The 13,598-nt window shown below is 73.1% G+C and carries 13 protein-coding genes; 10 read left to right on the forward strand and 3 right to left on the reverse strand.

Features of this window, described 5'->3' with window-relative positions; translation table 11 throughout:
- Positions 1-16: 16 nt before the first annotated feature.
- Entirely contained in the window at positions 17-463 is a 447-nt protein-coding gene (locus O7597_RS03105; RefSeq protein WP_093401307.1) for an SRPBCC family protein, read from the reverse strand.
- Between the two features lie 185 nt (positions 464-648).
- On the opposite strand from O7597_RS03105, the gene O7597_RS03110 reads away from it, so the two are divergent.
- From O7597_RS03110 to O7597_RS03125, 4 genes are all read left to right on the forward strand, one after another.
- Positions 649-1,995 (forward strand): GH1 family beta-glucosidase, encoded by a 1,347-nt coding sequence (locus O7597_RS03110; RefSeq protein WP_281581959.1) that lies wholly within the window; start codon positions 649-651, stop codon positions 1,993-1,995.
- On the forward strand, positions 1,992-3,263 hold the full coding sequence (locus tag O7597_RS03115; protein WP_269737647.1) for an MFS transporter: 1,272 nt from the start codon (positions 1,992-1,994) through the stop codon (positions 3,261-3,263). The genes O7597_RS03110 and O7597_RS03115 overlap by 4 nt, the downstream gene beginning before the upstream one ends.
- Positions 3,264-3,313: 50 nt before the next feature.
- Entirely contained in the window at positions 3,314-4,723 is a 1,410-nt protein-coding gene (gltX, locus tag O7597_RS03120; protein ID WP_281581960.1) for a glutamate--tRNA ligase, read from the forward strand.
- A gap of 311 nt (positions 4,724-5,034) precedes the next feature.
- Positions 5,035-5,682, forward strand: a complete 648-nt coding sequence (locus O7597_RS03125; protein WP_269737649.1) for a hypothetical protein — start codon at positions 5,035-5,037, stop codon at positions 5,680-5,682.
- A 66-nt stretch (positions 5,683-5,748) separates the two neighbouring features.
- Here O7597_RS03125 and O7597_RS03130 read toward each other — a convergent pair whose 3' ends face one another.
- Entirely contained in the window at positions 5,749-6,114 is a 366-nt protein-coding gene (locus O7597_RS03130) for a hypothetical protein (RefSeq protein WP_281581961.1), read from the reverse strand.
- Positions 6,115-6,185: 71 nt separating this feature from the next.
- Here O7597_RS03130 and O7597_RS03135 point away from each other — a divergent pair, with 71 nt between their 5' ends.
- From O7597_RS03135 to O7597_RS03160, 6 genes are all read left to right on the forward strand, one after another.
- Positions 6,186-7,520, forward strand: a complete 1,335-nt coding sequence (locus O7597_RS03135; protein WP_281583175.1) for a helix-turn-helix domain-containing protein — start codon at positions 6,186-6,188, stop codon at positions 7,518-7,520.
- Positions 7,521-7,598: 78 nt separating this feature from the next.
- On the forward strand, positions 7,599-8,579 hold the full coding sequence (locus tag O7597_RS03140) for an ACP S-malonyltransferase (protein WP_281581962.1): 981 nt from the start codon (positions 7,599-7,601) through the stop codon (positions 8,577-8,579).
- Positions 8,576-9,520 carry a beta-ketoacyl-ACP synthase III gene (locus tag O7597_RS03145; protein WP_281581963.1) on the forward strand — a complete coding sequence of 315 codons (945 nt, stop codon included), beginning with the start codon at positions 8,576-8,578 and terminating at the stop codon, positions 9,518-9,520. Before O7597_RS03140 ends, O7597_RS03145 begins: the two co-directional genes overlap by 4 nt.
- Positions 9,521-9,603: 83 nt before the next feature.
- Positions 9,604-9,843 carry an acyl carrier protein gene (locus O7597_RS03150; protein WP_007072348.1) on the forward strand — a complete coding sequence of 80 codons (240 nt, stop codon included), beginning with the start codon at positions 9,604-9,606 and terminating at the stop codon, positions 9,841-9,843.
- Between the two features lie 2 nt (positions 9,844-9,845).
- Complete coding sequence (gene fabF / locus O7597_RS03155) at positions 9,846-11,072, forward strand: beta-ketoacyl-ACP synthase II (protein ID WP_281581964.1); 1,227 nt, start codon at positions 9,846-9,848, stop codon at positions 11,070-11,072.
- A 135-nt stretch (positions 11,073-11,207) separates the two neighbouring features.
- Positions 11,208-11,843, forward strand: coding sequence for a lipoprotein (locus O7597_RS03160; RefSeq protein WP_281581965.1), 636 nt, complete (start codon positions 11,208-11,210; stop codon positions 11,841-11,843).
- A 6-nt stretch (positions 11,844-11,849) separates the two neighbouring features.
- On the opposite strand, the gene O7597_RS03165 is transcribed toward O7597_RS03160, so the two are convergent.
- Positions 11,850-13,583, reverse strand: a complete 1,734-nt coding sequence (locus tag O7597_RS03165; protein ID WP_281581966.1) for a glycoside hydrolase family 3 N-terminal domain-containing protein — start codon at positions 13,581-13,583, stop codon at positions 11,850-11,852.
- Positions 13,584-13,598: the final 15 nt, after the last annotated feature.

Raw genomic sequence — 13,598 nt, forward strand, 5'->3', positions numbered from 1 at the left:
GCCGGGACGCGGCCCGTCAGCCGACGGCGGCCAGGTCGGTCAGCCGGGCCAGCGAGTCCTCCAGGTCGGCGCCGACCCGACGCAGGCCGAGCCGGAGCAGGGCGGCCTTGACCGGGCCGGCCGGCCAGCGCACGACGATGAGCCGTACCACCGTGCCACCCTCCTGTTCGTCGGGTGTGAGCTGGACGTATATCTCGGTGCGCGCCTCCGCTCGGGCACCGGCGCCCTTGGCGCGTTCGCGCCAGCCGATCAGGGTCGGCTCCTGATAGGCGATCACTTCAGCCTCATGCGCGGCTCCGCGTCCGGCCTGGACCAGCTGCCGCCGACCGAAGCCCTCCCCCGAGAGGACCTCGGCCGCACGGACCCCGGCCAGCCAGGCCGGCAACTGCTCGGCCCGCTGCACCACGTCCCAGACCGCTTCCACCGGCGCCGCCACGTGCGCGCTGCGTTCCACGAGGATCATTTCCGTCTTCCTCCAGTGAGGACATCCCACGATATTCGGCACTCTATGCGCAAAAACGGACGTATATGGACGGGTTCGTAAAAGACACGCCGAAAGGTATTGCCCCTGGCCGCTCGGCGGCCTATGGCGCACGGTCCCGCCGCCCCCTAGAGTTCCGAGCACGTTTCGCGTTTATCGGAGGGCGTATGTCGACCGCACCGATACCCGAGTTCCCCACCGGCTTCCGTTGGGGTGTCTCCACGTCCGCGTACCAGATCGAGGGCGCCGCCGGCACCGACGGACGGGGACCGTCCATCTGGGACACCTTCGCCCACACGCCCGGCCGGATCCTCGACGGCAGCACCGGCGACGTGGCCTGCGACCACTACCACCGGTACGCCGAGGACGTCGCCCTGATGGCCGGGCTGGGCGTCGGCGCGTACCGCTTCTCGGTCGCCTGGCCCCGGGTGCTGCCCGGCGGCACCGGTGCGGTCAACCCCGCGGGGCTGGATTTCTACGAGCGGCTGGTCGACGACCTGCTCGCGCACGGCATCGATCCGGTCGCCACCCTCTTCCACTGGGACCTGCCCCAGCCGCTGGAGGACGCCGGGGGCTGGCTGAACCGGGACACCGCGCACCGCTTCGCCGAGTACGCCGACCTGGTGGCCGCCCGCCTCGGCGACCGGGTGCGGCTCTGGATCACCCTCAACGAACCGTTCATCCACATGAGCCTCGGGCACGCCACCGGTGTCCACGCCCCCGGTCGGATGCTGCTCTTCGACGCCTTCCCGGTCGCCCACCACCAGCTGCTCGGCCACGGCCTCGCGGTCGCCGCGCTGCGCGCCCGCAGCACCAGCCCGGTGGCCATCGCCAACAACTACTCCCCGGTGCGCGTCGTCGGCGCCGACCCGACCGACGCCGCCGCGGCGGCGACCTACGACGCCCTGCACAACCACCTCTTCACCGACCCGCTGCTCGGTCGCGGGTACCCGGGGCAGCTGGGCTTCGACACCGCCGTGGTCCGCGACGGCGACCTGGAGGTGATCGCCGCGCCGATCGACGTGCTCGGCGTCAACTACTACAACCCCACCGCGGTACGCGCCCCCGAGGAGGGCTCGCCGTTGCCCTTCGAGCTGGTGCCGCTCACCGGCTATCCGCGTACCGCATTCGACTGGCCGGTGGTCCCGGACGGACTGCGCGAGCTGCTCGGCGGGCTGCGGGACCGCTACGGCGCGGCGCTGCCGCCGATCCAGGTCACCGAGAGCGGCTGCGCCTACGACGACGCGCCCGACGCCGACGGGCAGGTGGCCGACCCGGACCGGATCGCCTACCTGGACGGTCACCTGCGGGCCGTCCGCGCCGCCATCGACGACGGGGTCGACGTGACGGGCTACTTCGTCTGGTCGCTGCTGGACAACTGGGAGTGGGCCGAGGGCTTCACCAAGCGATTCGGCCTGGTGCACGTGGACTTCGAGACCGGGCGGCGCACGCCCAAGTCGTCGTACGCCTGGCTGCGTGAGGTGATCGCGGCCAGCCGGCGGGAGTCCCGGTGACCACCGTCGACCCCACCCCGGCCTCGCTGCCGGCCGCGCTCGCCGAGCCGACCGTGCCGGTCCGGCGCGGATGGGTCGCGCTGCTGTTCGCCGCCAACCTCGGCGTCTGGATGGCCTTCTTCACCCCGATCCAGGTGCTGCTGCCGCAGCAGATCGGGCGGATCGCACCGACGGACAAGGAGACCATGCTGGCCGTGGTCACCGGGTTCGGCGCCCTCGCGGCGGTGCTCGCCAACCCGCTCGCCGGCGCCCTGTCGGACCGCACCTGCCTGCGCCTGGGCCGGTGGGAGTTCGGCCGCCGGCACGTCTGGACCCTCGGCGGCGCGGTGCTCGGCGCGCTGGCCCTGGTGCTGCTCGCCCAGGCGCGTACCGTCCTCGCGGTGACCGTCGGCTGGGTGGCCGCGCAGGTCTGCTTCAACGCGATGCTGGCCAGCCTGACCGCCGCGGTGCCGGACCGCGTTCCGGTCGCCCAGCGGGGTGGCGTCTCCGGCTGGGTCGGCATCCCGCAGGCGCTGGGGCTGGTCCTCGGCGTCGTGCTGGTCACCGTCCTGGTCACCGGCAACACCGCCGGTTACCTGGCCGTGGCCGCCGCCGTACTGCTGCTCGCCCTGCCGTTCGCCCTGCGCACGGTCGACGATCCGCTGCCCCGCACCCACCGGCCGGCGCTGCGCGGCCTGCTCGCCGGGATGTGGGTCTCACCGCGCCGGTACCCGGACTTCGGCTGGGCGTGGATCACCCGGTTCCTGGTCCAGCTGGGCAACGCCTTCGGCACGCTCTACCTGCTCTACTTCCTCACCGACGAGGTCCGCGTCGCCGACCCCGAGGGCGGGCTGCTGGTGCTGATCCTGCTCTACACCGCCGGGTTGATGGCCACCACGGTCATCGCCGGCCGGCTCTCCGACCGCTCCGGCCGGCGGAAGGTGTTCGTGATCGCCGCGGGCGTGGTGATGGCCGTGGCCGCGCTGCTGCTGGCCGCCGCGCCCACCTGGCCGGTGGCGGTGGTCGCCGCGCTGGTCCTCGGCGCCGGCTACGGGGTGTACCTGTCGGTCGACGCCGCGCTGATCACCCAGGTGCTACCGAGAGCCACCGACCGGGCCAAGGATCTCGGCGTGATCAACATCGCCAACTCGGCGCCGCAGGTGCTCGGTCCGGCCGTCTCCGCGCCGATCGTGGTGCACCTGGGCGGATACCCGGCGCTGTACGCGACCACCGCGGCGGTGACCCTGCTCGGTAGCGTCCTGGTCCTGAAGATCCGCTCGGTGCCCTGAGGCGCACCCCTTGGCCGAATGCGGTAGCGGGTCGCCGTAGGCTGGAGGTCGTGACGGTACGTGTGCGCTTCGCCCCCTCCCCGACCGGTATGTTCCACGTCGGCGGTGCCCGCTCGGCACTCCAGAACTGGATCTACGCCAGGCAGCAGGGCGGGGTGTTCGTGCTGCGCATCGAGGACACCGACGCGGCCCGTAACTCCCCGGAGTGGACCGAGGGCATCCTGTCCGCGCTGGACTGGATCGGCATCGAACGGGGCAGTTACGAAGGACCCTACTTCCAGTCCTCGTACGCCGCTGAGCACCGGGACGCCGCGCGGCGGCTGTACGAGGCGGGTCGGGCGTACTACTGCGACTGCACCCGCGAGGCGGTGCAGGCCCGCACCGGCAACCAGTACACCGGCTACGACGGCTACTGCCGCGACCGAGGGCTGCCGCCCGGCGACGGCCGGGCGCTGCGCTTCCGCACCCCCGACGAGGGCGCCACCGTGGTGACGGACCTGATCCGGGGCGAGCCGACCTTCGAGAACAAGCTCATCGAGGACTTCGTCATCGCCCGGGGTGACGGCTCGCCGGTTTTCCTGCTGGCCAACGTCGTCGACGACATGACAATGGGCATCACCCACGTGATCCGGGCCGAGGAGCACCTGCCCAACACCCCGAAGCAGCAGTTGCTCTGGGACGCGCTCGAGGTGAAGCCGCCGATCTGGGCGCACGTGCCGGTGGTGGTCAACGAGAAGCGGCAGAAGCTCTCCAAGCGCCGCGACAAGGTCGCCCTGGAGGCGTACCGGGACGAGGGGTATCTCGCCGCGGCGATGCGCAACTATCTGATGCTGCTCGGCTGGGCGCCCTCCGGCGACCGGGAGATCGTCCCCTGGTCGGTCATCGAGGACGAGTTCCGGCTGACCGAGGTCAACCCCTCACCGGCGTTCTTCGACGAGAAGAAGCTGCGCGCGTTCAACGGTGAGTACATCCGGGCGCTGCCCGTGGCCGAGTTCGTCGAGGCCTGCCAGCCCTGGCTGACCGGCACCGGCACCATCGCGCCGCCGCCCTGGCAGCCGGCCGAGTTCGACCCAGCCGTGTTCGCCGCGGTGGCCCCGCTGGCGCAGACCCGCATCGCGGTGCTCAGCGAGATCGTGCCGAACGTCGACTTCCTCTTCGTCGACTCACCGCTGATCGACGAGGCGGCCTGGACGAAGGCGATGAAGGAGGGGTCGGCGGAGCTGCTCGACGCCGCCGTCGCCGCCTTCGAGGCGGTCGAGTCCTGGGACGCGGAGACGCTCAAGGCCACGCTGGAGGCGGTCGGCGCGGAGCGCGGGCTCAAGCTCGGCAAGGCCCAGGCGCCGGTACGCGTGGCAGTCACCGGCCGTACCGTCGGCCTGCCGCTGTTCGAGTCGCTGGAGGTGCTCGGCCGCGAACGCGCCCTGACGCGGATGCGCGCGGCCCGGGTCCGCCTGGTCTGACTCGGGGGTGGACGGCGCCGCCGGTATCGATAACGACACGCCGAACAGCCCTGCCCAGGACCACGACACCCGCGTTATCCTGCCCCCAACATGGCCTCCGCAAAGGTAAAATCCGCCCGCTGCTTCGCGGCTGGCCGTTGAGCGAGTCGCAATCGCAGACAGTTCCAATTAGTGTTCCATCAGCTGCAACCGATCGGCGTTCCGCGGAGTCTTTGAGTGGGTACCTGTCTTGCGGGCAGGGTCACCACCGTCAGCCTGCCAACGTGTGACCCCTGCAGCACGGCCACCATCGAACGGGGCGAGGAGGCGGCATGGTCCGACGGATGAGGCGACTGACCGGAGCGACGGTGGGTGCGGTGGCGGCGCTGCTGCTGTCGCTCACCTCCGCCACGACGGCCGGGGCGGCACCGAAGACACCGCCGGCCGGCGTGGACATCACCGGGCACGGGCTCGGCGAGCCGCTGCGGTTGCGAGCCGACACCCACCCCGCGCATGTCGTCGCCGTCATCGAGCAGGTGAATCACCGGGGCCTGGTCCGCCAGTCCGGTGGCCCGAAGAAGGCCGACCTCGGTCCGAAGTACACGGTCCTGGTGCTGGCCGGCGACGCTCCGAAGCAGACCTACGACCTGTACCCGAAGGCGGTCGGCGGGCCGCGCGTCTACCGCCCCGCCAAGCAGCCCGACCGTAAGGTCAGCGCAGCCTGGTATCTCGGCCGGGTGAGCATGTCCGAGACGCTGCGAACCGCCGGTGTGCCGCTGGAGCGGACCTACGAGGCGGTCAGCGGGGGCGTCGGCGGAGGTGAACGCATCATCCCCGAGGAAGCGCTCAACCCCGCGCAGGACATCAACGAGGCGTTCAGCGATCTGCGCCGCCTGCTCCTGCTCAACGTCGCGGTGGTAATGGTGATCACCGTCGGGCTCGCCGGGATCGCGCTACTGATCCGCCGCCGTACCCACTGAGCCACGGCGCGGCCGCGGTCGGTGCGGCCGACCACGTCGCCGGCCGGGCCGGCCCGGTCCCTCCGCTCAGCACCAACGACCGGGCGGGCGTTGCCGCCGCAGGCTGCGGTGCGCCGGACGGACCGGACCGTGTCGGTGCGCCCCGGCCCAACCGGGCAGGTCACTGCGACACCCGTCGGCCGCCGAATCGGTCGGCCCGGCGTTGGCCGGCTCGACGCCGCGCTGGCGGGGCACCGGCGGCTCGGCACCGAGCTGCCGGTTGGCCGCGGGGTCGTCCTCCGGACGTTCCGGCACGCGACCGGCGACCGGCTCGGCCGGATGCGCCAGGCCCGGCGGCCGGCGGTGGTGCTTGGCGAGGGCCGGCTGCTCGTGCGGGCCGGGTCGGCACGGCTCCCCCTGGGCACAGCCGTGGTCGGCCTCCCCGTACGCCATCGGCGTCTCCTCACGCTCGCCCTCACCCGCCGGCGCCCACCCGACGTGCCCTGTCACCGTACTGGCCGGTTCTGACCGGCCGCGCAGCGCGTACCGGTCGACCGTCGGGGCCGACGCCTGCCGTCGAGGTCCAGCTCAGCGCATGTCAGGCTAAGCGGGTGAGCGAGTCGGGCGGTACGGACCTGTCGGCCACGCTGCGCCGGATCGAGCGGGCGGCCGGCGCACTGGCCACCGCCAGCGTGGTCCGGATGGACGAGACCCTGCCCTGGTTCCGGGAACTGCCGGCCGACCAGCGCTCCTGGGTGATGCTGGTGGCCCAGGCCGGTGCCCGCTCCCTGGTCCAGTGGCTGCGCTCCGGCGGCGGGGCCGCCGAGGGCACCCAGGAGGTTTCCGACGAGGTGTTCGCCACCGCGCCGCAGGCGCTGGCCCGCTCGATCACCCTCCAGCAGACCGTCGCCCTGATCAAGGTCACCATCGACGTCGTCGAGGAGCAGGTCGGCGACCTCGCCGCCCCCGGTGAGGAGCCGCAACTGCGGGAGGCGGTGCTGCGGTACTCCCGGGAGATCGCCTTCGCCGCCGCCCGGGTCTACGCCCGGGCCGCCGAATCGCGCGGTTCCTGGGACGCCCGGTTGCAGGCCCTGCTGGTGGACGCGCTGCTGCGCGGCGACTCGCCGGACGTGCTGGCCAGCCGGGCCGCCGCGCTGGGCTGGACGGACGCGCCGCCGGTGGCGGTGGCGGTCGGTCACTCCCCCGGCGGCGAGGTCGCCGCGGTCCTGCACACCGTCTACCGGCAGGCCCGCCGGATCGGGGTGGAGGTGATCGGCGGGGTGCACGGCGACCGGCTGGTCATCGTGCTCGGCGGGGCGGCGGACCCGGTCGCGGCCACCGGCAAGCTGCTCACCGCCTTCGGCGACGGGCCGGTGGTGGTCGGTCCGGCGGTGCCGAGCCTGGACGAGGCGACCGAGTCGGCGCGGGCGGCGTTGGCCGGATACCGTGCCGCCCCGGCGTGGCCGGCGGCACCACGCCCGGTGCACGCCGGTGACCTGCTGCCCGAGCGGGCCCTGGCCGGCGACACCGAGGCCCGCCGGCGGCTGCGCCACGACGTGTACGCGGTGCTGGTCCGCGCCGGTGGTGAACTGCTGGAGACGTTGGACGCCTTCTTCGCCGCCGGTGGCACGCTGGAGAGCGCCGCCCGGGCGCTGTACGTGCACCCGAACACCGTGCGCTACCGGCTGCGGCGGATCTCCGAGGTGACCGGGTTCAGCCCGCTGGCGCCCCGGGACGCGTTCGCGCTGCGGGTCGCGCTGACCGTCGGCCGGCTCGACCCGGTGGTACCGACCCAGACATTGGCCCCACCAGTCAGTAAAAGATCACAGCATGGTGATGACCAGCGTCAGTCTTTGTAGGATCCCTCCAACTGTCCTAGTGCGGTTTGGTGCCAGCCGGCACAGCGCAACCCGTGGGTATCCAGGAGAGTCATAGACGTGCTCGCCGTACTCTGCCCCGGCCAGGGTTCCCAGAAACCCGGCTTTCTGACCCCCTGGCTCGACCTGCCCGACGCCGAGTCCCGACTGCGCTCGTGGTCCGAGCTGGCCGGCGTCGACCTGGTGCACCTGGGCACCGCCGCCGACGCCGACGAGATCCGGGACACCGCCCGCACCCAGCCGCTGCTGGTCGCCGCCGCGCTGCTCGCCGCCGAGCACCTGCCGATGCGCCAGGTCGCGGTGACCGCGGGACACAGCGTCGGTGAACTCGGCGCGGCGGCGCTGGCCGGGGCGCTGCCGGCGGAGGCGGCGATCACGCTCGCCGGCGTACGCGGCCGGGAGATGGCCGCCGCCTGCGCGCTGGAGCCGACCGGCATGGCCGCAGTGCTCGGTGGCGACCCGGACGAGGTGCTCGCCGCGATCAGCGCGCACGGGCTGCACGCCGCCAACCGCAACGGCAAGGGCCAGGTCGTCGCCGCCGGCGCGCTCGACGGGCTGGAGAAGCTGGCCGCCGAGCCCCCGCAGCGGGTCCGGGTCGTCCGGTTGCAGGTGGCCGGCGCCTTCCACACCCCGTACATGGCTCCGGCGGAGACGGCGCTGGCCGCGGTCGCCGCCGGGACCACCCCGAACGATCCGGACCGCATCCTGCTGTCCAACCTCGACGGGATGGCCGTCGACACCGGCCGGGAGCTGCTCGACCGACTGGTCCGGCAGGTCACCGCCCCGGTCCGCTGGGACCTCTGCATGGCCACTCTCAACCGCCTCGGGGTGACCGGCGTGATCGAGCTGCCGCCCGCCGGCACGCTCGCCGGCCTGGTCAAGCGGGAACTCGCCGGTGCGAACGCACCGGAGATCGTCACCGTGAAGACCCCGGACGACCTGCCCGCCGCCCGGGATCTCATCGCCCGGCACGGCACGGTCGACGAAACCAGTACGCACATGTCTCGCGACGACAACCACGCTGGGGAGGCCTCGTCATGACGGGCAGCCGGATCCTGTCCCTCGGGCACTACCAGCCGTCCCGGGTGGTGACCAACGACGAGATCGCCCAGCTGGTGGAGACCAACGACGAGTGGATCCGCGACCGGGTCGGCATCGCGACCCGCCGGATCGCCGGTGACGAGACGGTCGCCGACATGGCCGCGGCCGCCGCCGACAAGGCGCTGGCGAACTCCGGCCTGACCGCCGCCGACATCGACCTGGTCGTGGTCGCCACCTGCACCTCGATCGACCGCAGCCCGAACGTGGCCTGCCGGGTCGCCGCCAAGCTGGGGATCAACGCCCCGGGCGCGTACGACGTCAACACCGCCTGCTCCGGCTTCGCGTACGCGCTGGGCACGGTCGACCACGCGATCCGTGCCGGTGCGTCCCGCAACGCCCTGGTGATCGGCGCGGAGAAGCTGTCCGACTTCACCGACTGGACCGACCGCTCCACCTGCATCATCTTCGGCGACGGCGCGGGCGCGGCCGTGGTCACCGCCGCCGCGGAGGACGAGCCGGCGGGGGTCGGCCCGGTGGTCTGGGGCTCGGTGCCGGAGCGCGGCGACGCGGTGCGCATCGAGGGCTGGCGGCCGTACGTCGCCCAGGAGGGGCAGACGGTGTTCCGCTGGGCCACCACGGCGCTGGCGCCGCTGGCCCTGCAGGCCTGCGAACGGGCCGGTGTCGCCCCGTCGGAGCTGGCCGCCTTCGTACCGCACCAGGCCAACGCACGCATCATCGACGGCATCGCGAAGCGGCTGAACATCGGCCAGGCGATCATCGCCAAGGACATCGTCGAGTCCGGCAACACCTCCGCGGCCAGCATCCCGTTGGCCCTGTCCAAGCTGGTGGAGCGCCGCGAGGTGCCCTCCGGCGCCCCGGTGCTGTTGTTCGGCTTCGGCGGCGGCCTCACCTACGCCGGTCAGGTCGTCCGCTGCCCCTGATACCCCCACGGCGCGCGACGCCGAGGAGCGACGGGCGGCGTCGCCGCCCCGTCGAGAGAACCCGATGAGAGGAACCCACCGCAATGACCCGTGACGAGATCACCGCCGGCCTCGCCGAGATCCTCGAAGAGGTTGCCGGGGTGAACCCGGACGACGTGGCCGAGGGGAAGTCCTTCACCGACGACCTGGACGTCGACTCGCTCTCCATGGTGGAGGTCGTGGTCGCCGCCGAGGAGAAGTTCGGCGTCAAGATCCCCGACAACGAGGTGCAGAACCTCAAGACCGTCGGGGACGCCGTCAGCTACATCGAGGCGCAGTCCTGATCATGAGTCGCATCGACGTCGTCGTCACCGGGCTCGGCGCGACCACCCCGCTGGGCGGGGACGTCGCGTCGACCTGGGACGCCATGCTCGCCGGCCGCTCCGGGGTGAGTCCGCTCGCCCAGGAGTGGTCCGCGCAACTGCCGGTCCGGATCGCCGCCCAGCTCGCGGTCGATCCGGCCGGTCTGCTGGACCGGGTGAAGCTGCGCCGGCTGGACCGCTCCGAGGCGATCGCCCTGATCGCCGCCCACCAGGCCTGGTCGGACGCCGGCCTGGCCGACTCCGGGCTCGACCCGGAGCGGCTCGGCGTCAGCGTCGGCTCGGGCATCGGCGGGGCGCTGACCCTGCTCGCCCAGGACGACGTGCTGGAGGCGTCCGGTCCACGGCGGGTCTCCCCGCACACCATCCCGATGCTGATGCCGAACGGCCCGGCCGCCTGGGTCGGCCTGGAGTTGGGCGCCCGCGCCGGGGTGCATTCCGTGGCCAGTGCCTGCGCGACCGGCGCGGAGGCGATCGCGCTCGGCCTGGACATGATCCGTGCCGGCCGTGCCGACGTGGTGGTGGCCGGCGGCACCGAGGCGGTGATCCACCCGCTGCCCATCGCCGGTTTCTCCTCGATGCGCGCGATGTCGACCCGCAACGACGAGCCGGAGCGGGCCTCCCGCCCGTGGGACAAGGGCCGGGACGGCTTCGTGCTCGGCGAGGGCGCCGGCGTCATCGTGCTGGAGCGTGCCGACCACGCCGCCGCCCGGGGCGCTCGGGTGTACGCGCGGCTCGCCGGCGCGGGCATCACCTCCGACGGCTTCGACATCGTCCAGCCGCACCCGGAGGGCGCGGGCGCGATCCGGGCGATCGCGAAGGCGATCACCGACGCGGACGTGGCGAAGTCCGACATCGTCCACGTGAACGCGCACGCCACCTCGACCCCGGTGGGCGACATCGCGGAGATCACGGCGTTGCGAGCCGCGCTGGGCGACCACCCGGTGCTCACCGCCACCAAGTCCATGTCCGGTCACCTGCTCGGCGCGGCCGGGGCGCTGGAGTCGATCGCCACGATCCTGGCGATCCGGGACGGCGTGGTGCCGCCGACGATCAACTTGGACGACCCGGACGACGGCCTGACCCTGGATGTGGCGGCCAACAAGGCACGGCACATGGAGGTGCCCGCCGCGCTCAACAACTCGTTCGGCTTCGGTGGCCACAACGTGGCGCTGGTCTTCACCCGACCCTGAGCCGACTCGGGTGTCGGGAAACGCCGTGACCTGCGGCGTTTTCCGACACTCCAGGACCGCTGGCCCGACGACTTGACGCCCGCTCGCCACACCGCTTTGCTGGCTCCCTTGTCGATCGATGACGGGGGTTGGTACGTGGGACGACTGACGATCGCGGCGGCGGCGACGCTGACCATCGGGCTGCTCGGTGGCTGCGGCGGCACCGGGGAGGATGCCGGCGGCGCGACCGGCGAGCCGTGGTACGACGAGGTGGTCGCCGCGGCGGCCGTGGACACGGTCGGTGGCGGCGCGCCCTGCCCGCTGCCGGTCACCTTCGGGCTGGCCGACGGCTGGGCCGCCGAGCCGATCGAGACTCCGGCGGCCACCGACGAGTTGGGTGACCTCATGGCGGAGGCGCTGACCCGTCGTGGCGGTTCGACAGTGCGCTGCGAGCTGGACGGTCGTGCCGTGGTGCCGGGTTTCCTGCGGGTCTGGACGGCCGACGACGCGGGCACGCCGGCCCGGCAGGCGCTGGAGGCGTTCGTCACCGCCGAGCCGGAGTCGAGCGGGCCGCAGTACCGGCAGACCCGCACCGGCGACCTCGACGTGGTGGAGGCGACCTGGCTCAGCCGGCGGGCGCTCACCGACTCCGACGTGCGGGAGTGGGCGCTGGCCGTGACGGTGGCCGACCGGACAGTGCTCGTCGAGGCGAGCAGCACCAGCCTCGGTGAGCCGGTCGACGTGCTGCCGGCGTACCGGCTGGCCCGCGACACCCTCGTCGCGGCGCCCTGACCGGGGTCAGTCCGCGCAGGTGGTGGTGGGCAGTCCGGGCACCTTGACCGGCGAGCGGCCCGCCGGGCGGGCCTTTCCGGCGAGCACGTCGGCGAGCGCGGTCATCGAGGCCCGGCTGGACGAGTAGGTGGCCAGCAGGGTGGCCGATTTCGCCTTGGCCAGCACGTACGGGGTGTCCATGGCGACGGTGACGGCCGCGCCGGTCCGCAGGTCCTGCGCGCCGTCGCCGTAGCCGACCAGATGCACCACGGTGCCGCCCTCGGGCACCACCTTCACGCCGGCCTCGGTCAGCGCCCTGGTCAGCGCCGCCCGGGTGTGCGCCCGCCCACCCGACGAGGTGACGGTGACCGGACCACGGACGCCGGCCGTGCCGCACCGGCCACGCAGCACGGTCACCGCCCCGGCGGCCAACGCCCCGGCCGCCTCGCGGTGTGCCGGTGCACCCAGCGTGGACAACGCCGGTGTCGGTGGGTCGCCCAGGGTGAACTTCATGGTCAGTACGCGGGTGGCCGCCTCGACCAGCCGGCCGCGGGGCAGCGTGCCGTCGCGCAGCGCGGTCAGCAGCCCGTCGTACGCCTGCCCGACGTGCGGGGGCATGAGGATCAGGTCGTTGCCGGCCTTCAGCGCCCGCACCGCCGCCTCGCCCGGCGGGAAGCGACGGGCCGGCGCCATGTTCATCCCGTCGGTGATCACCACACCCTGGAAGCCGAGTTCCCCGCGCAGCACCTCGGTGAGCAGCTTGTACGAGAAGGTGGCGGCCACGCCCGGGTCGATCGAGCGCACGTCGAGGTGGGCCGACATCACGGCCAGCGCGCCGGCCTCGATGCCGGCGGAGAACGGCGGCCACGCCTCGGCCGCCAGCTCGCCCCGGGACTGCGGGAGCCGGGGCAGGTCGGTGTGGGAGTCGACGGCGCTGTGCCCGTGCCCCGGGAAGTGCTTGAGCGTGGCGGCCACCCCGGCGGACTGCAGCCCGCGTACCGCGCCGCCGACCTGGTCGGCCGCCCGCTGGGGATCCGAACCGAAGGACCGGGATCCGATCACCGCGCTGCGGGTCACCAGCACGTCGGCGACCGGCGCGAAGTCGACGTTGATGCCCATCGCGGTCAGTTCGGTGCCGGCGGCACGCCAGGCTGCCTCGGTCAGGTCCGGGTCACCGGCGGCGCCGGCGCCGAGCGCGCTGGGCAGCATGGTGACCCCGTCGGTGATCCGGGTGACCACGCCGTACTCCTGGTCGGTGCCGATCAGGAGGGGCGCCGCGCCGGCGGGCAGCCGCCCGGCGGCCTCGCGCAATCCGGTGGTCAGGTTGCGGACCTGCTTCGGATTGTCGACGTTGGTGGTCTCCTGGTTGCCCTGGGTGGGGTCGTCCGCGCTGAAACCCACCAGGATCAGCCCACCGAGGCGGTACTTCGCGATCATCTCGGCGGGCGTGTCCACCCCGGCCAGCGCCCGGTTGCCGGCCGCCGAACCGGCCGACACCTTCGTCGCGTGGTCGCCGTAGGCGTACGGCATCAGCACCTGGCCGACCAGGTCCTCGTCGGCGAGTTCGCCGACCAGGGTCGCGGCCAGGGTGGCCGGATCCTCGGGCGGGGCGCTCGACGGCGGCGCGGGCGGCGGGACCGGGGTCGAGGCGGGGCCCGCCGAGGGACGTTGACCGGCCCCGGAGCAGCCGGCGACGAGCAGCGCGGTCGCCAGGCCGAGCGCGGTGGCGACGCGCCGAGGGGTAGTCGACACGCGGACCATCCCACCAGTTCACCG

This window comes from Verrucosispora sp. WMMC514, from assembly GCF_027497295.1.
Lineage (GTDB): Bacteria > Actinomycetota > Actinomycetes > Mycobacteriales > Micromonosporaceae > Micromonospora > Micromonospora palythoicola.

Coding starts and splice junctions, on each gene's coding strand:
- O7597_RS03130 (WP_281581961.1), bottom strand. CDS start 6,114: ATGGCGTACGGGGAGGCCGACCACGGCTGTGCCCAGGGGGAGCCGTGC.
- O7597_RS03165 (WP_281581966.1), bottom strand. CDS start 13,583: ATGGTCCGCGTGTCGACTACCCCTCGGCGCGTCGCCACCGCGCTCGGC.
- O7597_RS03125 (WP_269737649.1), top strand. CDS start 5,035: ATGGTCCGACGGATGAGGCGACTGACCGGAGCGACGGTGGGTGCGGTG.
- O7597_RS03145 (WP_281581963.1), top strand. CDS start 8,576: ATGACGGGCAGCCGGATCCTGTCCCTCGGGCACTACCAGCCGTCCCGG.
- fabF (WP_281581964.1), top strand. CDS start 9,846: ATGAGTCGCATCGACGTCGTCGTCACCGGGCTCGGCGCGACCACCCCG.
- O7597_RS03105 (WP_093401307.1), bottom strand. CDS start 463: ATGATCCTCGTGGAACGCAGCGCGCACGTGGCGGCGCCGGTGGAAGCG.
- O7597_RS03110 (WP_281581959.1), top strand. CDS start 649: ATGTCGACCGCACCGATACCCGAGTTCCCCACCGGCTTCCGTTGGGGT.
- O7597_RS03150 (WP_007072348.1), top strand. CDS start 9,604: ATGACCCGTGACGAGATCACCGCCGGCCTCGCCGAGATCCTCGAAGAG.